Genomic DNA, 23,124 nt, shown 5'->3' on the forward strand with positions numbered 1-23,124 from the left:
GCGTTCCGAGGAGGTCCCGTCTCATAATGCGCCGAACCGGCGTTTCGTGGCTCCCGGTGAACGGTTGCTGACGGTGCGGGATTAAAGTTGGTAGTCGCAACCAAATAGTCAGGTCGGGTGAGGGCATCGCCGGCCGTTTCCGCCTCGGAGCAGCACACCCGCTGCTCCGGTCGTTCGCGTTCCCGCCGTACGAAACGGAAGCTGATGTCTGCCACCCAGGCCTCTCCGGCCACACCCGCCGCCGACTCCACACCTGCCGGCTCCACACCTGGCGACCCGACGCCGCCCCGGTACCGCTCGCGGTACGCCGCCGGCGACCCCGACCCCGACCCCGCGCCGTCCGCACCGCCGCCTGCCACCCCATCCGCCGACGACCCCGAGCTCTCGCACCGCGAGATCCTGGAGATCCTCGCCGGGCTGCTCGCCGCGCTGTTCACCGCGGTCCTCAGTTCGACGATCGTCAGCAACGCACTGCCGACGATCATCGCGGACCTCGAAGGCACCCAGACGCAGTACACGTGGGTGGTCACGGCCAGCCTGCTCGCGATGACCGTGTCCACGCCGGTCTGGGGCAAGCTGTCCGACCTGATGAGCAAGAAGCTGCTCGTGCAGCTCGCGATCATCATGTTCGTCACCGGCTCGGTGTTGGCCGGCGCCTCGCACAACGTTCCGTTCCTGATCGGATCGCGGGTTCTGCAGGGGATCGCGATGGGCGGGCTGATGGCGCTCGCGCAGGCGATCATCGGCGCCGCGATCCCACCACGGTCGCGGGGAAGGTACTCCGGGTACATGGGCGCCGTCATGGCGCTCGCGACCGTCAGCGGACCGCTGGTCGGCGGGGTCATCGTCGACACCTCATGGCTCGGATGGCGGTGGTGCTTCTACGTGTGCGTGCCGCTCGCCGTACTGTCGCTGATCGTCCTGCAGCGGTTCCTGCACCTGCCGGTGGTGAAGCGCAAAGTCAAGATGGACTACCTCGGCGCGGTGCTGATCGCAGGCGCGGCCAGCCTGCCGCTGATCTGGGTCTCGTTCGCGGGCGAACACTTCCCGTGGTGGTCGTGGCAGACGGGCGCCTATCTGGGCGGTACGGCGGTGCTCGCGATCCTGGCCGTGGTGGTCGAGGTGCACGCGGCCGAGCCGCTCGTGCCGATGCGCGTCGTCCGGGAACGCACCACGGCGCTGGCGATCCTCGCGAGCGTGGCGGTCGGGATGGGGATGTTCGGGAGCGCGGTGTTCCTGGGGCAGTACTTCCAGGTGGCCCGTGGGTACAGCGCGACCGAGGCCGGGTTGCTGACCATCCCGATGATGTTCGGGTCGTTCCTCGGATCGGTCGGGTCGGGTCAGTTGATCACGCGGTTCGGGAAGTGGAAGCGGTACCTGGTGATCGGAGCGTTGTTCCTGACCGCGGGGCTCGGGTTGCTCGGCACGATCGACCACACGTCGCCGTACTGGTATGTCGGGCTCGGGATGCTTGCCATGGGCATCGGGATGGGCATGTCGATGCAGAACCTGGTGCTCGCGGTGCAGAACACCGTCGACGTCAGCGAGGTCGGGGCCGCTGGTGCGTCGGTCACGTTTTTCCGGAGCCTTGGCGGTGCGGTTGGGGTGTCGGTGCTGGGGGCGATCCTGGCTACGCGGGTTACCGACTTGATCACGGAGCATCTGCGCGAACTCGGGCCTGGGGCGGCAGCCGCGGCGCAGGGCGGTTCGGGGAGTTTGCTGGACGTGAACGCGCTGCCGGGGCCGGTCCAGGAGATCGTGCGGCACGCGTACGGCGACGCCACCGGGCGGATCTTCGTGATCGCCGCCGGGGCTGCCGTGGTGAGCCTCCTGGCGGTCCTGTTCATCCGCGAAGTCCCCCTCCGCCGAACCGTCGCGATACGCCCGTCGGCCGATGACACGGCCGATGACACGGCCGATGACACGGCCGGTTCGGGCGTGGCGTCGTACCGGGAGACGAATGACGGTCCGGCTGAGCGGGCTGCGGTGGTTGCGCTCGACGTGATCACGTCGGCGGAGCGTACGGCGCGTGAACGCGAGCGGAAGGCCAGCGAACGAGTGCAGGCCGCCGCGAACACGATCCGCCAGATGCGAACCGACGTCGCGGACCTGTTCACCCGCGTGGACCAGCAGATCGCCGAGTTGGAGAGCACTCTCCCGGACGCCGGGATCCCGCAGCCGGCCGCGGCGATCCTCGACGCCCAGCGCCCCGCGGGTGAACTGGTCGACGAACTCCGCCGGTACGAGCTCAGCGTCCTCAGCGCCAGCCAACGCACCGCCGACCACCTCCGCGAAACCGCTCGCACCGAATCCGACCACCTCCGCGCAACGGCCCAGGCCGAGGCGGACCACCTCCTGGCGGAGGCTCGAGCCGCAGAACAGGAAATCCGCACCCGAATCACCGAACTGCAAGCCGTAGAACACCGCCTCCTGACCACAGTCCGCAACAACCTCGCCAACACCCCACCCCACGGTGCACCGGAGCACGGCACCGCCCGGCCCACCCACGAACCGGCCCACGACGCGGCCCCATCCACCCACCCACCAACCCACGACACGGCCCGACTCACCCACGAACCTGCACACGACGCGGCCCGACCGGCGCACCCCACCGCCCCGCCCGCCCACACCTCCGGCCACCACACCCACCCACCAACCCACACACCGGCCACCCACGAGGCAACCCCGGCACAGGCCTCCGGCAACGGCTACCCCGAAGACCTCCCCACCCGCCAACCCTTCGGCTGACCCCCATTTCCCTGGCTGCCCCACCCCTTTCCCTGATGACCCACCAACTGCGGGGCTCCCCACCCGCATTAAGAGTCCAGAACCCCACACCTCATGGGTCAGCCCGCCAAATGCGGGCGGCCCGCCCCCGGAACCCGCACATCTCGTGGGTCAGCCAGCGAAATGCGGCGGCGAAGCGGGCACTGGCAGCCCCGCGGCGAACCCTCCGGTTCGGTGGGCATCCCCTCATTTGGAGGGTTGCCCACTGGAAATACGAGGGGGCAACCCTCCAGTCGAGCGGGCAACCTTCACGCGGAGGGCGCCCCTCCAGTCGGGGCGCAACCCTCCAGGCGGGGGGGCAAGCGTCCGTGTGAGAGGGCGGGACTCTGGGGGAAGGGGGCAGGTGGGGCGGGGGTGGGTGGGGTGTCGGTGGGGGGTGGCATGCTTCGGGTAGGGCGTGAAGGAGTGGTGTGGGGTTGTGGGACGTGGAGCAGGTGGTGGGGCTGGCGCCTGATCCTGCGTCCGCGAAGGCTGGGCAGGGGTTGGCTCGGGGCGAGAAGTGGTCAGGCGCCGGTGCGACGGATCGTGCGGTCTGGGGCCTGTGCCAGGGCAGTGGGAAGCAGCCCTACCAGACAGTCGTGGATCTCGGCGGCCCGGCGTACAAATGCTCCTGTCCGTCGCGGAAGTTCCCGTGCAAGCACGCGCTCGGCCTGCTGCTGCTCTGGGCCAAGCACGAGGTGTCGCCCGGCGACGAGCCGGACTGGGTGAAGAGCTGGGTCGACCAGCGGGCCGAGCGCGCTGAGCGGCCGGAGCGGAAGCCCGGAGAGGTCGCAGACCCGATTGCCGCGCAGGAGCGGGCCGCCCGGCGCGCGGATCGGGTCTCGGCGGGACTGGCCGAGTTGGCCGGGTGGTTGGACGACCAGGTCCGGCAGGGCCTCGGCGGATTCGATCAGCGGGCGTACACCGAGCTGAGCCGCCTCGCCGCGCGGATGGTCGACGCCCAGGCACCAGGAGTGGCAGGAGCGGTACGTCGGGCGGCGGGTGTAGTCGGACGTGGTCACGGCTGGCCGGGTGAACTCCTCGAAGAGCTGTCCCTCGTCCACCTGGTCGTAGCGGCGCACGGACGTCTCGCGGAGCTCCCGCCGTCCCTCGCCGACACGGTGCAGAGCCGGATCGGCTGGACGACGGAGACGGCCCGCGTACGGAAGGAAGGCGAGAAGGTCGAGGACGATTGGCTCGTACTCGGCCGCGTGATCGAGCCGGACGAGCGCCTCACGGTCCGCCGCGTGTGGTTGCGCGGGGCAACGACTGGCCGGATCGGCCTGATCCTCACGTTCGCGGCCGCCGGGCGCCCGTTGGACCCGCTGCCGGCCCGCCCCGGTGAGTACGTCCCAGGCGCGCTCTCCTTCTATCCGGGCGCTCTCCCGATGCGCGCACTCCTGACGCAGACCGATCCGCGCCTGCCCGCACCACGTCCCGCTGGACTCACGGTCCATGAGGCGTTGGCGTCGTACGTCGAATCCCTCGCGGCCGATCCGTGGAACGAACGCTGGCCGCTGGTGCTGCAGGACGTCCGACCCGCACGGCACGGCGACGGCTGGGCGCTGGTGGACGAAGCCGGCGACGGGCTGGAGATCCTGCCGGGCTGGGATGCGTTGAAGCTGCTCGCGGTCTCGGCGGGCGACCCGCTCACCGTCGCCGGTGAGTGGAACCGCGCCGGCCTCCGCCCGATGACCTGCTGGCACGGCGATCGGCCGGTGATCTTGTGAAGGGCTGGGACGGGTTGGTCAGTTCGGCGTTGCTCGGCACCGATCGACGGCCGCCGCACTTCGACGAGCTGCCCGAGCACATCCAGGAGCGTCTCGGCGACGGCAACCTGCTCGACGCTGCTGCGCTGGCGACCGTGTACAAGCGGGCCGGACGCAAGCCGTTGCACGATCTCGAGCCGCTTCCAGCCGCGCCCGGTGAGGATCGGCCGTTGCCGCGGGCGAACGCGGTTCGGCGGTTGGCCGCGATGCTGGGCGGGTTCCAGACGTCCGCGCTGGGCGAGTGGTTGCGTACGGCGGACGCGCACGGCTGGGGCGTTCCGCCGGAGCATTTGCCGGCGTTGGCGGACTACGCGCGCAACCGTGCGGAGTACCGTCTGCTCGTCATCGCAGCAGCCGGTCGTCGTGCGCGGTGGCTCGCGGATCTCAACCCGGAGTGGCGATTCCTGCACGCAGCGGTTGCTGAGAGCAATGATCCGGAGTTGTGGACGCACGGCAACGCGATCCAGCGCCGTACCTGGTTGCGCGCGGCCCGCACCCAAGATCCCGCCGCCGCACGGGAGGCGCTCAAAGAGGTCTGGTCGACCGAGTCCGCCGCCACACGGGCCGACTTCCTCGGCCTTCTCTCGGACAACCTCTCGCTGGCAGACGAGGAGTTCCTGGAGTCCGCGCTCGACGACCGTTCCCGTGACGTACGGCGGGTGGCCGCGCGGCTGCTCGCACGGTTGCCGGGATCGCAGTACGGCGTACGTATGACGGAACGTCTGCACGCGCATCTCCTGCCCAGTCAGGGCGTGCTCGCCGTCGACCTTCCGCGGCGTCTCACCCAGTCGATGGAGCGTGACGGCCTCGACTCGCAGAACCCGGAAGGTGTCGGGAAACGCGCGTGGTGGTTCCACCAGATCGTCGCCAACACGCCCTTGCAGGCAATGGACCTCACCTGGCTCCAGACGCCCGTCGAAGGATGCGCCGTCGAAGTGCTGCAGTCAGCCTGGACCGAGGCCGCCATACGTGAGAGCTCAGTCGAGTGGTCGCGAGCCATCTTGCAGGCCGGATCGAATACCGGCAGTCGTGGTCCGGCCGAGTTGTTGCGGTTGTTGCCGCCGGAGGAGTGGGCGAGTGCGGTCGACATACTGCGGAAGAACGTCGACGTTGCCGAGCTGGTCGGTGGGTTGCCGGTGCCGTGGCCTGCTCCGCTCGCGAGCATGATCCTCGATCAGTTGGCCAAGGTCGGCACCAACCGCGCCTGGGCCCGACTCGCCAGCATCGCGGCCCGCGCCGCGCCGCCCGACGTACTCGACCACCCGATCACCCGCCAACCCATCGGCGAGGAAGACACTTGGCTCCGCCGCCTCGTCGAAACCCTGACCTTCCGCCGCGAAATGTACGAGGAGCTCACATGACGACTGAAATACTGCGCCCGCACGCGGAAGTGGAGTATGCCGACGAACTGCGGGCTTTGCGTGCGACGGACGACAAGCCGCGACCGCCGGCGTGGCTGATGTCCCCGAGCGCCGTGGTCACGTACCTCCTCGGTGGGAAGGCCGGTGACACCGAGATCTCGCCGAAGTACGTCGGCCCGCGGCGGCTGGTCGAGGTCGCGGTCTCCACCCTCGCGACGGATCGCGCGCTGCTGTTGCTCGGCGTACCGGGGACGGCGAAAACGTGGGTCAGCGAGCACCTCGCGGCCGCGATCAGCGGCGACTCGACGCTGCTCGTGCAAGGTACGGCGGGCACCGCGGAGGAAGCGATCCGGTACGGCTGGAACTACGCCCAGTTGATTGCCCAGGGCCCCAGTGAGGCGGCGCTCGTGCCGAGCCCGGTGCAACGCGCGATGACCGAGGCGAAGATCGCCCGGATCGAGGAGCTGACCCGGATGCCGTCCGACGTCCAGGACGCGCTGATCACGATCCTGTCCGAGAAGGCGCTCCCGATCGCCGAGCTGGCCACGGAAGTCCAGGCTCGTAAGGGATTCAACGTCATTGCCACCGCCAACGATCGCGACAAGGGCGTCAACGAACTGTCCAGCGCGCTCCGCCGGCGCTTCAACACCGTCGTACTGCCGCTGCCCGATTCCGCCGAGGACGAGGTGGAGATCGTCTCGCGCCGGGTGTCCCAGCTCGGCTCGGCACTCGAGCTGCCGCAGCCGGACGATGCGCTGGAGGAGATCCGCCGCGTGGTCACGATCTTCCGCGAGCTCCGCTCCGGCCGGACCGAGGACGGCCGTACGGCGGTCAAGTCGCCGTCCGGAACGCTGTCCACCGCGGAGGCGATCAGCGTCGTCACCGGCGGTCTCGCGCTCGCGGCTCACTTCGGCGACGGCGTACTGCGTCCGACGGACGTGGCCGGCGGCATTCTCGGCGCGGTGGTCAAGGACCCATCCGCGGACCGCGTCGTGTGGTCGGAGTACCTCGAAACCGTCGTCCGGGAGCGGGACGACTGGGCGCCGTTCTACCGGGCCTGCCGAGAGATTTCCGGATGACCGTTCACCTGCTCGGGATCCGGCATCACGGGCCGGGGTCGGCGCGCGCGGTGGCGGCCGCGCTGGCCGAGCTCCAGCCTGATGTCGTCCTGATCGAGGGGCCACCGGAGGCCGACAAGATCGTCGAGCTGGCTGCCTCTGCGGAGATGGAACCGCCGGTTGCGCTGCTCGCGTATGCGGTGGACGACTCGACACGGGCGGCGTTCTGGCCGTTCGCGGTGTTCAGCCCGGAGTGGCAGGCGATCAGGTACGGCCTGGCAGCCGGCATGCCGGTGCGGTTCTGCGATCTGCCGGCGGCGCAGCAGTTCGGCTCCTCGGGTGGGCGGTCGGTATCGATGGATCCGCTCAAGACGCTCGCGGAGGCGGGCGGGTACGACGATCCCGAGCGCTGGTGGGACGACGTGATCGAGTCGCGGCGCGGTGGCGCCGAGCCGTTCACGGTGATCGCCGACGCGATGCGGGAGTTGCGGCACGGCGAGGAGACGACCGGTCGCGAGGCGCAACGCGAGGCCTACATGCGAACCGTTCTGCGGAAGGCGATTCGGGACGGATTCGAGCGGATCGCGGTGGTCTGCGGCGCCTGGCACGTGCCTGCTCTTGAACTACCGTTGCCTCCAGCAACACATGACGCGCGGATCCTGAAGGGTCTGCCGAAGCGGAAGGTCGCCTGCACCTGGGTGCCGTGGACGCACGGCCGGCTGGCGGCGGCGAGCGGGTACGGCGCCGGCATCACGTCACCCGGTTGGTACCACCACCTGTTCACCGCGCCCAACCAGATCACGACCCGTTGGCTCTCCAAAGTGGCGCAAGTGCTGCGCAACGAGGACCTGCCGGTGTCCAGCGCGCACGTCATCGAGGCGGTGCGTCTCGCGGACACCCTGGCGGCGTTGCGCGAACGTCCGCTCGCCGGGTTGAGCGAGGTGACCGAGGCGACGCGGGCAGTGCTCTGCGGCGGGAACGACGTACTGCTGGATCTCGTGACGCGCGAGGCGGTTGTCGGTGAGCTGCTCGGATCCGTGCCGAGTGAGACGCCGCAGGCGCCGGTGGCGGCGGATCTGGCGGCACAGGCGCGGCGGTTGCGGATGAAGCGGGACGCGGCCGAGCGGGTGATCGAGCTCGACCTGCGGAAGTCGAACGACCTGGAGAAGTCCAGACTCCTGCACCGGTTGCGGATTCTCGGCGTGCACTGGGGTGTGCCGGCCGCCGACGAGCGGCGGGCGCAGGGCACGTTCCGGGAGATGTGGCGGCTGGCCTGGGACCCCGGGCTCGAGGTCGAACTGGTGGCTGCAGGCGCTCACGGTACGACGGTGCTCGGCGCTGCGACGTCCGTGATGCTGAAGTCCGCGGACTCGCCGACACTGGCCGATGTCACGGCCGCGTTGGAGAAATCGCTCCTCGCCGACCTCGCGGAGGCGCTCCCGCCGCTGCTTCAAGGTATCGACACCCGCGCGGCAGCCGATGCCGACGTCGGGCATCTGATGGCGGCACTGCCCGCGCTCGCACGAGCCTCGCGGTACGGCGACGTACGCGGGACCGACACGGCCGGATTGGCCGCGGTCGCGGGGCGGATGGTGTCGCGGGTGTGTGCGGGTCTCGCGCGGACGGTTCACGGGCTGGATCCGGATGCGGCCGCCGCCGTACAGGAACTGATTGACGGGGTGCAGAACGCGACCGTGCTGCTGGCCGAGGACGTGCGGTCGGAGTGGCTGAACACGCTGCAGGGGTTGAGTGATCGGACCTCGGTGCCGCCGTTGATCCGTGGGCGGTTGACGCGGTTGATGCTGGACACGTCGCGGTTGCCGGATCACGAGGTCGCGTTGCGGCTCGGGCGTTCGCTGTCACCTGGTACGCCGACGGCGGACGCGGCCGGGTACGTCGAGGGGTTCCTGGCCGGTGGCGGGTTGTTGCTGGTGCACGACGAGCGGCTGCTGGCGATGGTGGACGGGTGGCTGGCGGCGATCCCGGACGACGCGTTCGTGGAGGTTCTGCCGTTGCTGCGACGTACGTTCGGCACCTTCGCGGCCCCGGAGCGACGCTCGATCGGCGCGCGGGCGCGGGTGCTCAGCGATCCGGCGTCGTTGGTAGTTGCTGACGACGACGAGCTGGACGCTGAGTTGGCGGCGACCGCGTTGCCGGTGGTTGCCCAGTTGCTGGGGGTCTCATGAGTGACGAGCGTCTGCGTCGCTGGCGGCTGGTCCTGGGCGGTGAGGCCGAGGAGGAGACGGGTACGACGTTGTCGGCCGAGGACCGGTCCGTCGATGCGGCGTTGGCTGCGTTGTACGACGCCGGGGAGGGGGAGTCGGGGACGCAAAGGTCGTCCGGGTTGGGTGCGTCGGCGCCGCGGGTGGCCCGGTGGTTGGGCGATATCCGGCAGTACTTCCCGAGCACCGTCGTACAGGTGATGCAGCGGGACGCGGTCGAGCGGCTCGGGATCACGCGGATGTTGATGGAGCCGGAGTTGCTGGGCGCGGTCGAGCCCGACGTCCATCTCGTGTCCACGTTGCTCGCGCTCAACGAGGTCATGCCGGAGGAGACCAAGCAGACCGCGCGGGACGTGGTCGGCCGGGTGGTGGCCGAGCTCGAGGCACGGCTCGCGGAACGGACGCGGGCTGCGGTGACCGGTGCACTCGATCGGGCCGGGCGGACCGCGCGCCCGCGGCATTCGGACATCGACTGGGACCGGACGATCCGGGCGAACCTCAAGCATTTCTCGCCGACGCTCGGGACGATCGTGCCGGACCGGCTGGTCGGGTACGCGCGACGCAATCACAGTGTGCAGCGAGACATCGTGCTGGCGATCGACCAGTCGGGGTCGATGGCGGAGTCCGTTGTGTACGCGTCGCTGTTCGGTGCGGTGCTCGGGTCGATCCGGACGTTGCGGACCTCGCTGGTTGTGTTCGACACCGCGGTCGTGGATCTGACCGATCAGCTCGAGGACCCGGTCGACGTACTGTTCGGGACGCAGCTGGGCGGTGGGACGGACATCAACCGGGCGCTCGCGTACTGCGAGGAGCTGGTCACGAAACCGGCCGAGACCGTGCTCGTGCTGATCTCGGATCTCTACGAAGGCGGAGTCCGGGAAGAGATGTTGCGTCGGGCGCGTTCTTTGGTGGAGTCCGGCGTACAAGTGATTGCTCTGCTGGCGCTCGCGGACTCGGGTACGCCGTCGTACGACGCCGAGAACGCGGCCGCGCTGGCGGAGCTCGGCGTACCGACGTTCGCCTGCACACCGGACAAGTTTCCTGACCTGATGGCCGCTGCCATCCGCCACGAAGACGTCGCCGGCTGGGCGGCGACCAACATCACCTGAGAGGTACGTCGATGTCGACAGTCGAACTGACCCGCTTCCGTGTGCTGCCGTCGCGCTCGGAGGAGCTGCTCGCGGCGCGCGCCGACATGCTGAAGGACTTCGAGGCGGACCGCTCTGGGTTCCTGGGTGCTCGACTGGTGCAGCTCCCGGACAACGAATGGCTGGACATCGTCGACTGGGCGACGCCAGCGGATTTCGCCGCGTCCCGCGAGAAGGGCGCCAACCTGCCGGGCATTGCGCGGTTCTTCGCGGCGATCGACTCGCTCGTCGTCGCAGAGGAAGGCGTCAGCGCACCGTAATTCGCCTGACAGCCTGCTGCGCGCGGTGCGACGGTGGCGGGATGGAGATCAGCGACATCCGGCCGGAAGAGTACGAGCGGGCGCTCGAGTTGTGGGAGGCGTCGGTCCGGGCGACGCATTCGTTCGTGACCGAGGCGGATCTCGACGTGTTCCGGCCGCTGGTACGGGCGTCGTTCCCGGAGATCGCGCAGCTGGCCGGGTTGCGCGGCGACGACGGGCTGCTGATCGGGTTCATCGGGGTGGCGGACGGAAACGTCGAGATGCTGTTCCTCGATCCGGCGTACCGGGGGCGCGGCGGCGGGAGTCTGCTGCTGAAGCATGCGTTCACGCACTTCGCCGCCACGTCGGTCGACGTCAACGAGCAGAACCCGCAGGCCGTGCGCTTCTACGAGCACCACGGGTTCCGCCGCGTCTCCCGCAGTTTGCACGACACCACCGGCAAGCCGTACCCGATCCTGCACCTGACGCTCTAGCCGGCGACCTCCAAGATGTCGATCTCGGTGTACGGGTCGGCCTCGGCGAAGCGGAGGGCCCACTGCACCGCTTCCTCCTTGGTGTCGACGCGGATGATCGAGACGCCCGCGACGAGCTCCTTGGTCTCGGCGAACGGCCCGTCGATCACGCGCGGCTGCCCCGGCACCGGGAACGTCACCCGGGCGCCACGGGAACTCGGCATCAGGCCTTCGCCGAGAACCAGCACCCCGGCCTGACGCATCTCCTCGAGTACGGCGTCCGCCCGCTCGAGGATCTCCGGATCCGGCGGATTCCCGGCCTCCAGGCTGTCATTGGTCTTGTGCAGCAGCATGTACCTCATAGCGCAGACCTTAATGCGGTCCAGAACGCTTTCGGCACCTCAAATTCAGCGCGGCACGTCACCACGCCAGGCGCCGGTCTCGCCCGGGCGCTCCTCGATGAAGTGCTTGAACCGCTCGAGATCACCCTTCACACGCCCCTCGACCACCCCGAGCTTGTCGCCGACCTTCTCGACGAACCCCTCCGGATCGATCTCCATCTGCGCGGTCACGCGGGTGCGCTGCGGCGTCAACTGGTGGAACGTGATCACGCCGGCGTGCTGGGGCCCGGAGTCCGATCGCCAGGCAACCCGCTCGTCCGGGTGCTGCTCGGTGATGGTCGCGTCGAACTCGCGACGCGCTCCGCCGACCTTCGTCACCCAGTGGGTGTGCGTGTTGTCGAGCTGCCGCACCTCTTCGACGCCCTCCATGAACGCCGGGAACGACTCGAACTGCGTCCACTGGTTGTACGCCGTTGTCACCGGAACGTCGACATCGACGGACTGGGTGATGCCACTCATCTGCATTCCTCCTTGTTCGCCGTGAGGGATTCCGGTACCCGCAGGGCACTGTCATATGCCCGGTCTTCCGTGATGGCCGGTCAGGCGGCACGATGCGGAGATGGGTGAGATCGCGGAGCGGTACCGCCGCCGGGCCGAGGCGTTCGAGCGGAAAGTTGCGGCGGTGCACCCCGAGCAGTGGGGGAACCAGTCGCCGTGCGCGAAGTGGACGGCGCGGGACGTGGTCGAGCACGTCGTCACGATGCACGCGGTGATGCTGACACCGGTCGCGCGGAAGCTGGAGCCGGCCGACGACCCGCTGACCGCGTTCCAGGAGGCACGAGCCGCGATCGAGGACGTACTCGACGACCCGATCGCCGCGCTGACCGAGACCGACACGCCTGCCGGTCGGCGGACGACCGAGCAGCACATCGACCAGGTGGTGTCGGACGACCTCGTCCTGCACGGATGGGACCTGGCGCGCGCCACCGATCAGGACGAGACGATGGATCCGGCCGACGTCGAGCAACTCTGGGCGACCGCGGTCGCGATCCCGCCGGAAGTGATGACGAAGTACCGGACGCCCGGCGCCTTCGGCGAGGGCATCGAGGTGTACGGCGCCGAAGTACCGGTGGAGCCGGACGCCCCGCTACAGGACCGCCTACTCGGCCTACTCGGCCGCGAGCCGTGACAGGCTGCTCGGCGCGTAGTAGCTGCTCGGGTCGTCGCACAGCGGCGCCTCGGTGAGTTGCCCGGGACGAGACATGAGGAGTGCGTGCCCCTTGCCGATCGCCGGGTCCAGGTACTCGTGGCCCGGGAGGTTCGCGACCGCCGTACGGCAGCCGAGCGCCATGCCTTCGAAAAGCGCGGTGGTCGAGACGCCGACCTGGTACGTCGAAGTCGCGAGCAGATCGAGCGTACTGCCGCCGGTCGAGAGCTGGACGCCGGCCGGAATCGTGTAGTCCTCGGCACGCTCGCTCGGATGCAGGCGATAGAGAACCTCCAGGTCCGAGTGCTCCTTCGCGACCGCGTCCGCGACCTCGACGAGCTCCGCTCCAACGGTCCCCTGCGACAAGAAGACGACCCGGCGCGGCTCCTTCGGGCCGGGCGGCGGCAGGAACGGCGCCCCCATCACCTCGGTCCGCATCCCGGCGGGCAGGTCCGCGACATCGGTCCAGTACGACCCGAAGCACCACAGCTCGTCCGGCTGATCCGCGACCACAGGCCGCCCCGGGTAGCTGTACCCGAGGTGGAACGGGCTGATCGCGCCGTGCTGCAGTTCGACGACGCGGATCCCGAGATCGCGGGCGGCGCCAACGATGTGCTGGTGGAAGTACGCGACGACCAGGTAGACCGTCTTGATCCGGTGCTTCCTGAGGAGCGCGCGGTACAGGGCGCGCAGCCGCAGGTGCTTCGGGACCTCACGGGCCAGCAGCGCGCCGATCGGAATCCGGACACCGGTGAGTTTCTCCAGCGCGGTCGCGATGCCGCGGTCGTCCGCCGTACGGCGATGGATCGCGCCGGCCGCCGACGTGAAGAAGTCCAGGTTCTTGCTGCCCGGAAGCGGGGTGCCGTTGATCCCGGAGTCCAGGATCAGGGCACGGTCGCCGAGCGTGGCGCGGAGCTCGTCGGTGTAGATCTCGACACCGTTCGGTTTCCGCGGGTGCGGTACGACGAGTGCGTCGTACCGGCCGGGGAACGGGGTACGCGCGACGATCCCGGCGACGTGTTTCCCGACCAGGGCGGCCTTGTCGTACGGCGTACGTCGTACCGGATGTGGCGCGCCGTGGATGCCGGTACGCCGGGTCAGCTCATGAAAGACGCGCATCCGGATGATCGGCCAGGGGTGCGCTCCCCGGATCTGCCACGCGAGCAGCTCCAGGTCCCGCTCCACCGTCCAGATCGCCCGGCACAGCTCCGCCACCGTCGGCCGAACCGTGCCGTTCCCGGTACTCGTCATGGTTGATCCCTACTATCCCGGCGAGACTACCGACGCCCGAGAAGAACCGGCGGACTGCCTTCAGCAGGTGCGTCTTCCGGCCGAGCAGCAGCCCGGCGAGGGCGAACCCGATCGCCGAGATCACCCGGGCCGAAGCATAGGCCAGCACCAGCACGTAGCTGACCGCGCCCGGGCGGATCAGCAGGCGGCTGATCGTGTCGCCGCTCCCGGAACGGAACGCCCGCCGTACCAGCCAGCGCAGCGTGGTGCGGCCGACCGGGACCTCCTCGGCGATCCAGGCCTCCTCGCACCAGACGATCCGGAACCCGGCGCGGTGCACGCGGAGGAAGAAGTGCAGGTCGCTGGAGCCGGTGTACCGGAACGCGGGATGGAAGCCCGGCGTGACCGCGTGGTAGACGCGACGGCTGACCAGCGTGTTGTTCGTGTACGCCTTGCGGAGCTCCTCACCGGTGGTGTGCCGGCCGGTCGAGTCGTGTACATCGCTGTAGGCGTTCCACGGCGGCGCGCCGGGTGGAAGATTGCCCTTCACCGGGCCCGTCACGACGTCGGCTCCGGTGGATTCCCATGCCTTGAGCAGCGTCGCCAGCCAGCCGGCCGGGGCGACCTCGTCGTCGTCGACGAAGATCAGCGCGTCGTCGTTCCAGCAGAGCTCGACGGAGCGCTCCCGCGCGAAGGGGATCCCCGGCTCCGGTTCCACGACCGACTCGATCGGGTACGGCGTACCGTCCCCGAACTCCTCCAGCACCCGCGCGGCCGACCCTTCCGCGTCGTTGTCCACCACGACGATCCGGATCGCGTACTCCCCGTCCGAGGGCAGCTCCTGAGCCTGCAAACTCGTCAACAACCCCCGCAACAGAGCAGGTCGCCTGAAGGTAATCACCGCGATGGCGACACTCGTGCTCATGCCGCCCGAGACTATCGGTCCCCACCCACAACCGCCCATCCACCGCGTGTGACATTCCCGGTCCGCCCAACCGGGGATGTCGGCACAACCCCCGGAGACTGGAAACAAGCAATTGCACATCCCCAGCCCCCACGAGCTATCCCCAGTCCGACCTAGACCCGGGTGGGGAGTTTGGTGTCGAGGGTTTTGAGGGTGGTGGCCAGGGGCAGGCCGAGGAGCAGGACGAAGGTGGCGTTGCAACCGGCCACGCCGGCGGGTATCGGGGAGTTTGTAACGCCGGGGGGCCGTCCAACGATTTAAGGCGAGGACCGAATATGGTCGGTTCACTCATCTTGGGGGTCCCCCGTTGTCCCGTCCCACCCAACTGCTGCGCCTGGCCGTGCCCGCGGCCCTCGTCGCAGCCGGCTTGGTCGCCCTCTCCGGATCGTCCGGCACCGCCGCGGTCTCCGCCGAGCCGAACGTGCTGCACGCGAAGTTCCGTCCTGGCACTGCTGGCGGACCCGCGTACGACGCCAAGTCCGTGATCGTGAAGTTCAAGTCGAAGGCGACCACCTCGGCCCGGAAGGCCGCGCTGGCGAAGGCCAAGGGCACGCCCGACGTCTCCGTCACCTCCGACGTGGTCACTGTGACCGGTGACACACCGGCGCCTGAGCTGCTGAAGAAGGTCAAGGCCGATCCGTCGGTGGAGCTTGCCTCGCTCAACTACATCCGGCAGAAGTCCGCGACGCCGAACGACTGGCTGTACACGAACTACCAGAAGTACCTCTCGACCGTCCGCGTCAACAGCGCCTGGGACCTGTCGAAGACCGCCGGAACCCAGACGATCGGTGTCCTCGACACCGGTGTCGACGCCGGCCATCCCGACCTGGTCGGTCACCTGCTGCCCGGCTACAACACGTTCAACACGGCCCTGCCGCCGAACGACGGCGACGGACACGGTACGGCGGTGACCGGCATCATCGCGGCCGGAACCAGCAACGGGATCGGCGTCGCCGGTGTCGCCTGGAACGCGAAGGTCCGCCCGGTCAAGGTGCTCGACGACGGCGGCTCGGGCGACGACTCGAACCTGATCAACGGCATCAACTGGGCGGTCAAGAACGGCGTCCGGGTGATCAACATGTCGCTCGGCGGCGAGGGTGACAACCCCGTCCTGCACCAGGCGATCCAGAACGCGGTCAACGCCGGTGTCGTCCTGGTCGCCGCGGCCGGCAACACCGGCTCGTCGGACCTGCACTACCCGGGCGCGTACCCGGAGGTCCTGTCGGTCGGCGCTACGACGTCGGCCGGCGTACTGACCAGCTTCAGCACCTGGGGTGACTCGGTCGACATCGCCGCCCCCGGCTACGACATCACCAGCACCGCGCCCCGCGACCAGACCGAGGCCGGCTACGAGCCGTACTGGCTCGGCCTCTCCGGTACGTCGTTCTCGTCCCCGATCGTCGCCGGTGTCGCCGCCCTGGTCCGCAACAAGTGGCCGTCGTACACCCCGGCCCAGGTGATGGCGCGGCTGAAGGCCACCGCCCGCGACGCAGGCCCGCGCGGCACCGACCCGTACTACGGCGCAGGCATCCTGGACGCCTACCAGGCTCTCGGCGGCAAGTGGACCACGGACTTCGCGCAGGGCGTCGCGGACACGAACGACCAGCCGGCCCGCGCGGGTGAGCTGATCGCCGGGGTCGCGGTTTCGTCGGCGATCAGCGTCGAAGGCGACGTCGACTGGTACAAGCTGCCGACGGACTACGCGCACCAGGTCCGCATCGACGTCAGCGGGCAGATGTTCGACTCCGGCGCCTACGCGCAGAACTTCGGACCGGTCGTGTCGGCGTACGACGAGAACCTCAAGCCGCTGGCCTTCGTGCAGAAGCCGGAGCCTCCCGTGGACAGCGACGGGTACGAGATCCCGCAGCCGCTGACCGCATCGACGTACGTCACCGTCCCGGCCGGGCCGATGTACGTCGCGGTCCGGAACGCCAACGGGTCGCGAGACAGTCGCACCTACTCCCTGAAAGTCACCAACGCGGACGGCAACGTCGACACCGCGCCGATCGACGCGTACCCGGTGCGGGACGTGCAACCGGCGAATCTGTCCGCCGGTGTCTCGGTCCTTGCCAAGCCCACCGTCACCTTCCCGCGGGAGGTCGACGAGAACAGTGTCGCCAACGGCGGCGTGAAACTGCTCAACGGCAAGACCGGTGCGGTGATTCCGGCGACCGTCACCTACGACCAGTCCATCCGCCGGGCGGAGATCGCGCCTGCGTCCCCGTTGGCTGAGGCAACGCCGTTCCGGATCGTCGCCGACGGCGTCGTCTCGCTCGATCCCACGGTGCCGATGGTGCCGTTCAGCTCGGTGTTCAGCACGGAGGACCGCGTTCCGCAGCCGGTGCAGCTCATCGGCGTCGGCGCCTACCTGGCCGCCAACCTGTCGTGGACGATCCCGCCGACCAACGACCTCGATCAGGTGATCGTACGGCGCAACGTCGGGAGCAAGGCGCCGACGCCGACGACCGGGACGCTCGTGTACGCGGGTACCGGGACCGCGGTGAAGAACACCGGGCTCGCGCAAGGTACGACGTACACGTATGCCGCCTGGGTCATGGACCGTGCCGGTCACTACAGCCCGGCCGCGGTCAAGCAGCTGCTCGGGATGAAGTCCGGGATCGCGGTGACGTCGACGCTCGTCAACTACGGCGGCTCGATCACGATCAAGGGCAGCACGCTGCGGATCGACAATCTGGCGTACGCCGGGTTGCCGGTGAACGTCTACGTACGGCCGAAGACGTCCTCGAAGTTCACGCTGCTCGCGGCGCTGAAGACGTCGTCGACCGGGACGCTCTCGGTGACGCACAAGCCGCTCGTGTCGTCGGTCTACATGCTGACGTTCCCGGGCAACGGGACCCTGATGGGCACCCGCACCCCCGACGTCACCGTCCAGGTCAGGCCGACGATCTCGGCAACTCTGTCGCCGGCGTCGATCCGCCTCGGCGGAACGACCGCGTTCAGCGGGTACGTCGCTCCGGCGCACTACGGCCAGACCGTCTACCTGCAGCAGTACGGCAACAAGGTGTGGAAGTCGATCGCCTCGGTGAAGCTGAGCAGCTCGGGCAAGTACGCCTTCGGCATCCGGCCCGCACTCCGCGGCCAGATCGCCTACCGCGTCTACTTCCCCGGCGACGCCGACCACGCCCCGGCCTACACGGTGAACAAGATCGTCACCGTCAGCTGACAGCCACGGTTGGGGAGGGTTCTGTGCCGATTCGGGTACAGAACCCTCCCCAACTTCATCTCCCCGGGCTGTACCTGTGGGTACAGTGGGCTCGTGGAGACGGTGGAGCGGTTGATTCGTAGTACGCAGGAGTTGTTGTGGGAGCGGGGGTACGTGGGGACCTCGCCCAAGGCGATTCAGCGGGCGGCGGACGCCGGGCAGGGGAGTATGTATCACCACTTCACCGGAAAGGCGGAGCTGGCGAAGGCGGCGATCGAGCGGTCGGGGGCCGAGCTGCGGGCGGCTGCCGAGGTGCAGCTGGCCGGTGAGGGTACGGCGGCCGAGCGGATCAGCGGGTACCTCGGGCGGGAGCGGGACGTGCTGCGCGGGTGTCAGGTCGGGCGCCTCGCGGCGGATCCGGACGTGGTTGCGGATCCGGAGTTGCGGGCACCGGTCGCGGAGACGTTCGAATGGTTGCGGTCCAGGCTCGCCGAGGTGGTTGCTGAGGGCAAGCGTATGGGCGACTTTCCCGAGTCCCTGGACCCGGAGCGGACCGCCGCGACGATCGCCGCCGTACTGCAGGGCGGGTACGTGCTCGCCCGCGCGGCCGGGTCGACCGAACCGTTCGAGCTCGCGGTCCAAGGGCTCGTCGACTTGTTGGGAGCGAAATGAAGATCGGTGCGGTGTTTCCGCAGCTCGAGATCGGCGCGGACCCGAAGGTCGTGCGCGACTGGGCGACGACCGTGGAGGACGCTGGGTACAGCCACGTGCTCGCCTACGACCACGTGCTCGGCGCGGATCCGTCGAATCGCCCGGGCTGGAGCGGGTACACCGACAAGTCCTTGTTCCATGAGGTTTTCGTGCTGTTCGGCTACCTCGCCGCGATCACCACGGAGCTGGAGCTCGTCACCGGCGTACTCGTCCTGCCGCAGCGCCAGACCGCGTTGGTGGCGAAGCAGGCGGCCGAGGTCGACGTACTGAGCAGCGGCCGGCTCCGCCTCGGCGTCGGCATCGGCTGGAACCACGTCGAGTACCAGGCGCTCGGCGTACCGTTCAAGCAGCGCGGCGCTCTGCTCGAGGAGCAGGTCGACGTACTGCGGAAGCTCTGGGCGGACCCGGTGATCTCGTACAAGGGCAAGTACCACGAGATCGAGGAGGCCGGGCTGAATCCCTTGCCTGGCAGACAGATCCCGATCTGGTTCGGCGGCAGCGCGGATGCCGTACTGCGTCGTACCGGGCGGATCGGTGACGGCTGGATGCCGCAATCAGCACCGGACGAGAAGGCCCGCGAGCAGATCGCGACGATCCGCGAGGCGGCGGAGGCGGCCGGCCGCGACCCGCAGTCCGTCGGCATCGAGGCCAGGCTGACGCTGGGCGCCGTACCCGAACAGGACTGGCGATCTTTCGCCGACGGCTGGCGGGACCTCGGCGCAACCCACCTCTGCGTCAACACGATGAATATGGGTCTGTCCCAGCCGGCAGAGCACGCCCAAATCCTCCGCGACGTCCTACCGCGCTTGCACGGCTGAAGCCACGAACGGGGCGAACGGGCTGCTGCGGAACCATCCCGGGAACTGGTTGCACAGGCGTGGTGGGCCGATCAGTTCGACGCGGCCGGTGCGGATTGCGCGTGCGTAGGTCAGCTGCTTCAGGTGCAGGTCGACGAGGGTCAACGCATCGGTCCGGCACACCAGATCCTCGGCGTACCCGCTGGACCTGCTGCACAGCTCAGGCTGGGGTCGCCGCAACAGCATCCAGTGCTGCTCAGCGGGACGGTCGCGCAGTTCGAACCTGACCACCGTCGTGCCGTCCGGGATCCTGTCCAGGTCCACCAGCTTCATCGTTGCCCAGAGCACGTACGCCGGCTCCAGGTGGCCCGGCTCGATCTCCAGCCAGCGCGCACCCCACTGCCCCATCACATCGAGCACCGGCCGTAGCGCCTGGCCCATGTCGGTCAGTTGGTACGTGACCGCGCGGCCGTCGGCGGTACGACGGAGTACGCCGTGACGTTCGAGTACGTCGAGACGCTGGGCGAGGAGCGCTGTGGAGATGCCGGGCGCCCCTTGGCGGATCTCGTTGAACGTGCGGCAACCGTTCAGCAGGTTGCGGACGATGATCGGCGTCCACCGTTCCGCCAGCAGCTCGGAGCTCCTGGCGATCGGACAGAACTGGCCGTATCCGCGCACAACTTCACTGTCGTCCGCCCGCGGCCGGATGGCAACTTCAGAATTTGATATTGCCTGACGCCCCCGGCCGGACGACTGTGGGAGCAGTCGAGCAGGAGGCGGTGGGGACAATGACAGGTCAGGCGCACGTGGTGACGAAGGATGCCGGACGGACCGTGGATCTCGGGGTGGCCCGGATGCGGGTGCTGGCCGATGACGCCGTCACGCGAACGTTCTCGTTGACCGAGTTCGCGGGGGAGGCTGAGGGACCGTGGACGGTTCCGCACCTGCACCACGGGTTCGAGGAGTCGTTCTTCGTGCTGGAAGGTGAGTTCACCTTCACCGTCGGCGGCGAGCCGGTGGTGGCCGGCGCCGGCACCTACGTCCTGGTTCCGAAGGACACCGCGCACACGATCACCGCCGCCCGCGGCGGTGGGCGCTTCCTCACCCTGATGGTGCCGGGCGGGCTGGAGAAGATGTTCGTCGAACTCGGCGAACTTCCTGCGAACGCGGTCACCGACCCCGTGGCCCGCAAGAAGGTCTCGGCCCGCTACGACTCGATACCGGTCTAGATGCGCCGGTTGGCGGTCGATCCGCGGATCGCGAGCGGGCACGGCAGTTTGATCGTCGCGGCCGGGCGGTCGGGGTCCTCGATGCGGCGGCGGAGCAGGTCGATGCCGGTTTCGACGATCGAATGGATCGGCTGCTCGACGCTCGTGAGGTCGAACGCCTCCCAGGCGGCCATTTCGGTGTTGTCGAAGCCGATCACCCAGACGTCGTCGGGGACGCGGGCGCCGACCGCTCGGGCGCCGTCGAGGATGCCGAAGGCCAGCAGGTCGGTAACCGTGTAGATCGCGGTCGGCGGCTTCTTGCGGCGAAGGAGTTTCCGCGCGGCGGCGTGTCCGTCGGCGTGCGGAACGCCGACCGTGATCACGTTGCCCGGCTTGATCTGTACGCCGGCGTCGGCGAGGGCAGCGCGGAACCCGAGGTCGCGGTCGCGGGACGTGTTGCTGGTGGGGGCCAGCGTCACCAGGCCGATCTCGGTGTGTCCCGCCTCGACGAGATACCGGCCGGCGTCGTACGCGCCCTGCCAGTTGTCGCCGACGACCTGGTCGCAGTCCAGCCCGTCGATCCCGCGGTGCAGCAGCACGGTCGGCGTCCCGGACGCGAGCGCCATCGTGTGCAGCTTCGAGTCGAACGTCGCCGACGTCAGCAGGAACCCGTCGACGAGTCGCTGCTGGAGCACCTCCGCGACCGACTCCTCGGGATCGTGCTCGATGTTCCACAGGATCATGTGCAGGCCCATCGAGCTCAGCACCCGGCCGATCTCGTCGAGCAGTTCGGCGTGGAACGGGCTGGTCACCCGCGTCATGAACACGCCGATGGTGTCGGTCCGGCCGGTCTTCATCGCCCGGGCCAGCGCGTTCGGCGTGTAGTTCGCGTCCTTCAGGACCTGCAGGACGCGCGCCCGGGTGTCCGGGTTGACCTTCGGGTTGTTGGTCAGCACCCGCGACACCGTCGCCTGCGACACCCCGGCCAGACGCGCCAGGTCGCGACTCGTCGGTGGTCGTGTCATCGTCCGTCTCCCCTCGTGGTCCCCGAACCCTACTGAAGAGTGTCCGCACCAGGCGTTGACCATGCCAACGGAGCTGTGTATACGTATTCAGTAGTCGATTGTATACGTATTCATCCCTCGCGGATGGGAGATTCCGGTGCAGACCAACCTCTCCAACCTGAACCGCCGCAGGTTTCTCGCCGGTCTGACGGGACTGACGGCCGCCGGCCTGCTGGCCGGCTGCGGTGGCAACGGCAACGCAAGCAGCGGTGGCAAGAAGGGCCTGACCTTCCTCAACTGGGAGCAGGTCAAGGGCAACCCGCTGGAGCAGGCGATCCAGGCGTTCGAGAAGCAGTCCGGGACGCAGGTCACCATCCAGCCCGCGGTCACCCAGGAGTACGACACCAAGATGCGCACACTGATCGCCGGCGGCAGCCCGCCGGACGTGATGCGGATCAACGACGACTTCGTCCGCGGCTTCTCCCAGCAGGGAGCGTTGCTGGATCTGAAGCCCTACATCGAGAAGGACAAGCTCGACACGTCGCAGTTCGCCAAGGAGACGTTCGAGTTCCCGAAGCAGCCCGACGGCTCGCACACCGCGTGGGTGCTCGGGTACCAGCCCCGGCTGATCTTCTACAACGTCGACCTGTTCAAGCAGGCCGGCGTACCGCTGCCGCCCACGACCTGGTCGTCACAGGGCTGGACCTGGTCCGACTTCGAGGCCGCAGCGAAGAAACTCACCGATCCGGCGAAGAAGCAGTACGGCGCTCTCGTGTATCTGGACACCGGCTACGAGCAGACGTTCACGGTCAACCATGGCAGCGAGACCGGCATCTTCTCCCAGGACGGCACGCAGTTCACGCTCCCGGGCCCGAAGGAGACCGAGGCGCTGCAGTGGGCGACCGACCTGACCTGCAAGGACAAGGTGCAGCCGCCGTGGTCCGCGCTGCAGCAGGACAACGTGCAGAACCAGATGTTCGCGCAGGGAAAGATCGCGATGATGTTCGCGACCTTCGGCACGGTCCCGTACCTGCGGTCCGCGGTCAAGGACTTCACCTGGGACGTCGCTCCGCCGCCTGCTGACGTGGAGCAGAAGACCGAGTCGAGCGTGATCGTGTTCTGCGTCCCGAAGAAGGCGAAGAACCCGGACGCGGCCTGGGATCTGCTGAAGTACCTCGCGAGCGAGGAGGGCGGCAAGATCCTGCTCCAGGGCGGCGCCTTCACGCCGATCAACCTGAAGGCCGCGGCCGGGCTGGCGCCGAACGGCAAGGCACCCGCGCACATCGGGCTGTTCGCCGAGGCCGCGAAGCACCTGACCGCGACCAACCAGACCAAGAACACGATCGGCGCCCGCGAGCTGTACCGGCCCGCGCTGGACAACGCCTACAACTGCGAGAAACCCGTCGCTGACGTGCTCCAGGGCGTCAAGTCCCAGGTGGAGAACGCCTTGAAGGGTTGATGTC

Annotated in this window: 20 protein-coding genes; 14 read left to right on the forward strand and 6 right to left on the reverse strand. The window is 68.7% G+C overall.

Translation table 11 applies throughout. The features are described from left to right. Positions 1-204 precede the first annotated feature (204 nt). The 8 genes from EV137_RS20700 to EV137_RS20735 all read left to right on the forward strand — a co-directional run bounded on the left by EV137_RS20700 (position 205) and on the right by EV137_RS20735 (position 11,057). Positions 205-2,748 (forward strand): MFS transporter, encoded by a 2,544-nt coding sequence (locus EV137_RS20700; protein WP_238175454.1) that lies wholly within the window; start codon positions 205-207, stop codon positions 2,746-2,748. Between the two features lie 449 nt (positions 2,749-3,197). Next, positions 3,198-4,496, forward strand: coding sequence for an SWIM zinc finger family protein (locus EV137_RS20705; protein WP_134130382.1), 1,299 nt, complete (start codon positions 3,198-3,200; stop codon positions 4,494-4,496). Beyond that, positions 4,493-5,896: a DUF5691 domain-containing protein gene (locus EV137_RS20710; protein WP_134130383.1), complete on the forward strand. Its 1,404-nt coding sequence runs from the start codon at positions 4,493-4,495 to the stop codon at positions 5,894-5,896. Before EV137_RS20705 ends, EV137_RS20710 begins: the two co-directional genes overlap by 4 nt. After that, positions 5,893-6,975 (forward strand): ATP-binding protein, encoded by a 1,083-nt coding sequence (locus EV137_RS20715; RefSeq protein ID WP_134130384.1) that lies wholly within the window; start codon positions 5,893-5,895, stop codon positions 6,973-6,975. Before EV137_RS20710 ends, EV137_RS20715 begins: the two co-directional genes overlap by 4 nt. Further along, positions 6,972-9,140, forward strand: coding sequence for a DUF5682 family protein (locus EV137_RS20720; RefSeq protein ID WP_134130385.1), 2,169 nt, complete (start codon positions 6,972-6,974; stop codon positions 9,138-9,140). The genes EV137_RS20715 and EV137_RS20720 overlap by 4 nt, the downstream gene beginning before the upstream one ends. Further along, a complete protein-coding gene (locus tag EV137_RS20725; protein WP_134002760.1) occupies positions 9,137-10,285 on the forward strand; it encodes a VWA domain-containing protein in 1,149 nt (382 codons plus the stop codon). Before EV137_RS20720 ends, EV137_RS20725 begins: the two co-directional genes overlap by 4 nt. A gap of 11 nt (positions 10,286-10,296) precedes the next feature. Continuing rightward, positions 10,297-10,584, forward strand: a complete 288-nt coding sequence (locus tag EV137_RS20730; protein ID WP_134130386.1) for an ABM domain-containing protein — start codon at positions 10,297-10,299, stop codon at positions 10,582-10,584. A gap of 41 nt (positions 10,585-10,625) precedes the next feature. Continuing rightward, positions 10,626-11,057, forward strand: a complete 432-nt coding sequence (locus tag EV137_RS20735) for a GNAT family N-acetyltransferase (RefSeq protein WP_134130387.1) — start codon at positions 10,626-10,628, stop codon at positions 11,055-11,057. Here the strand turns inward: EV137_RS20735 and EV137_RS20740 are convergent. Both EV137_RS20740 and EV137_RS20745 read right to left on the reverse strand, forming a co-directional pair. Beyond that, positions 11,054-11,398 (reverse strand): YciI family protein, encoded by a 345-nt coding sequence (locus EV137_RS20740; RefSeq protein ID WP_134002766.1) that lies wholly within the window; start codon positions 11,396-11,398, stop codon positions 11,054-11,056. The two genes, EV137_RS20735 and EV137_RS20740, sit on opposite strands and share 4 nt — an antisense overlap. A gap of 45 nt (positions 11,399-11,443) precedes the next feature. After that, positions 11,444-11,896 (reverse strand): SRPBCC family protein, encoded by a 453-nt coding sequence (locus EV137_RS20745; RefSeq protein WP_134002767.1) that lies wholly within the window; start codon positions 11,894-11,896, stop codon positions 11,444-11,446. A gap of 100 nt (positions 11,897-11,996) precedes the next feature. Here EV137_RS20745 and EV137_RS20750 point away from each other — a divergent pair, with 100 nt between their 5' ends. Beyond that, complete coding sequence (locus EV137_RS20750; protein WP_134130388.1) at positions 11,997-12,566, forward strand: TIGR03086 family metal-binding protein; 570 nt, start codon at positions 11,997-11,999, stop codon at positions 12,564-12,566. On the opposite strand, the gene EV137_RS20755 is transcribed toward EV137_RS20750, so the two are convergent. Both EV137_RS20755 and EV137_RS20760 read right to left on the reverse strand, forming a co-directional pair. After that, entirely contained in the window at positions 12,546-13,703 is a 1,158-nt protein-coding gene (locus tag EV137_RS20755; RefSeq protein ID WP_134130864.1) for a hypothetical protein, read from the reverse strand. The two genes, EV137_RS20750 and EV137_RS20755, sit on opposite strands and share 21 nt — an antisense overlap. Next, the gene (locus EV137_RS20760) at positions 13,687-14,739 is read right to left on the reverse strand and encodes a glycosyltransferase family 2 protein (protein WP_134130389.1); all 1,053 of its coding nucleotides are present in this window, start codon (positions 14,737-14,739) and stop codon (positions 13,687-13,689) included. The genes EV137_RS20755 and EV137_RS20760 overlap by 17 nt, the downstream gene beginning before the upstream one ends. Positions 14,740-15,085: 346 nt before the next feature. Between EV137_RS20760 and EV137_RS20765 the strand changes: the two genes are divergently transcribed. The 3 genes from EV137_RS20765 (at position 15,086) to EV137_RS20775 (ending at position 19,470) form a co-directional block, all read left to right on the forward strand. Continuing rightward, complete coding sequence (locus EV137_RS20765; protein WP_134130390.1) at positions 15,086-17,962, forward strand: S8 family peptidase; 2,877 nt, start codon at positions 15,086-15,088, stop codon at positions 17,960-17,962. 93 nt (positions 17,963-18,055) lie between these two features. After that, complete coding sequence (locus EV137_RS20770) at positions 18,056-18,613, forward strand: TetR/AcrR family transcriptional regulator (protein WP_134130391.1); 558 nt, start codon at positions 18,056-18,058, stop codon at positions 18,611-18,613. Continuing rightward, positions 18,610-19,470 carry an LLM class F420-dependent oxidoreductase gene (locus EV137_RS20775; protein WP_134130392.1) on the forward strand — a complete coding sequence of 287 codons (861 nt, stop codon included), beginning with the start codon at positions 18,610-18,612 and terminating at the stop codon, positions 19,468-19,470. Before EV137_RS20770 ends, EV137_RS20775 begins: the two co-directional genes overlap by 4 nt. Here the strand turns inward: EV137_RS20775 and EV137_RS20780 are convergent. Then, positions 19,450-20,127 (reverse strand): winged helix-turn-helix transcriptional regulator, encoded by a 678-nt coding sequence (locus EV137_RS20780; protein ID WP_166679955.1) that lies wholly within the window; start codon positions 20,125-20,127, stop codon positions 19,450-19,452. The genes EV137_RS20775 and EV137_RS20780 overlap by 21 nt on opposite strands. Before the next feature lie 110 nt (positions 20,128-20,237). Here EV137_RS20780 and EV137_RS20785 point away from each other — a divergent pair, with 110 nt between their 5' ends. Continuing rightward, positions 20,238-20,678, forward strand: coding sequence for a cupin domain-containing protein (locus EV137_RS20785; RefSeq protein ID WP_134130394.1), 441 nt, complete (start codon positions 20,238-20,240; stop codon positions 20,676-20,678). Here the strand turns inward: EV137_RS20785 and EV137_RS20790 are convergent. After that, the gene (locus EV137_RS20790) at positions 20,675-21,682 is read right to left on the reverse strand and encodes a LacI family DNA-binding transcriptional regulator (protein WP_166679956.1); all 1,008 of its coding nucleotides are present in this window, start codon (positions 21,680-21,682) and stop codon (positions 20,675-20,677) included. The genes EV137_RS20785 and EV137_RS20790 overlap by 4 nt on opposite strands. A gap of 136 nt (positions 21,683-21,818) precedes the next feature. On the opposite strand from EV137_RS20790, the gene EV137_RS20795 reads away from it, so the two are divergent. Continuing rightward, a complete protein-coding gene (locus tag EV137_RS20795) occupies positions 21,819-23,120 on the forward strand; it encodes an extracellular solute-binding protein (protein ID WP_166679957.1) in 1,302 nt (433 codons plus the stop codon). The last annotated feature ends 4 nt before the right edge of the window (positions 23,121-23,124 follow it).

Source organism: Kribbella pratensis, from assembly GCF_004366075.1.
GTDB lineage: Bacteria > Actinomycetota > Actinomycetes > Propionibacteriales > Kribbellaceae > Kribbella > Kribbella pratensis.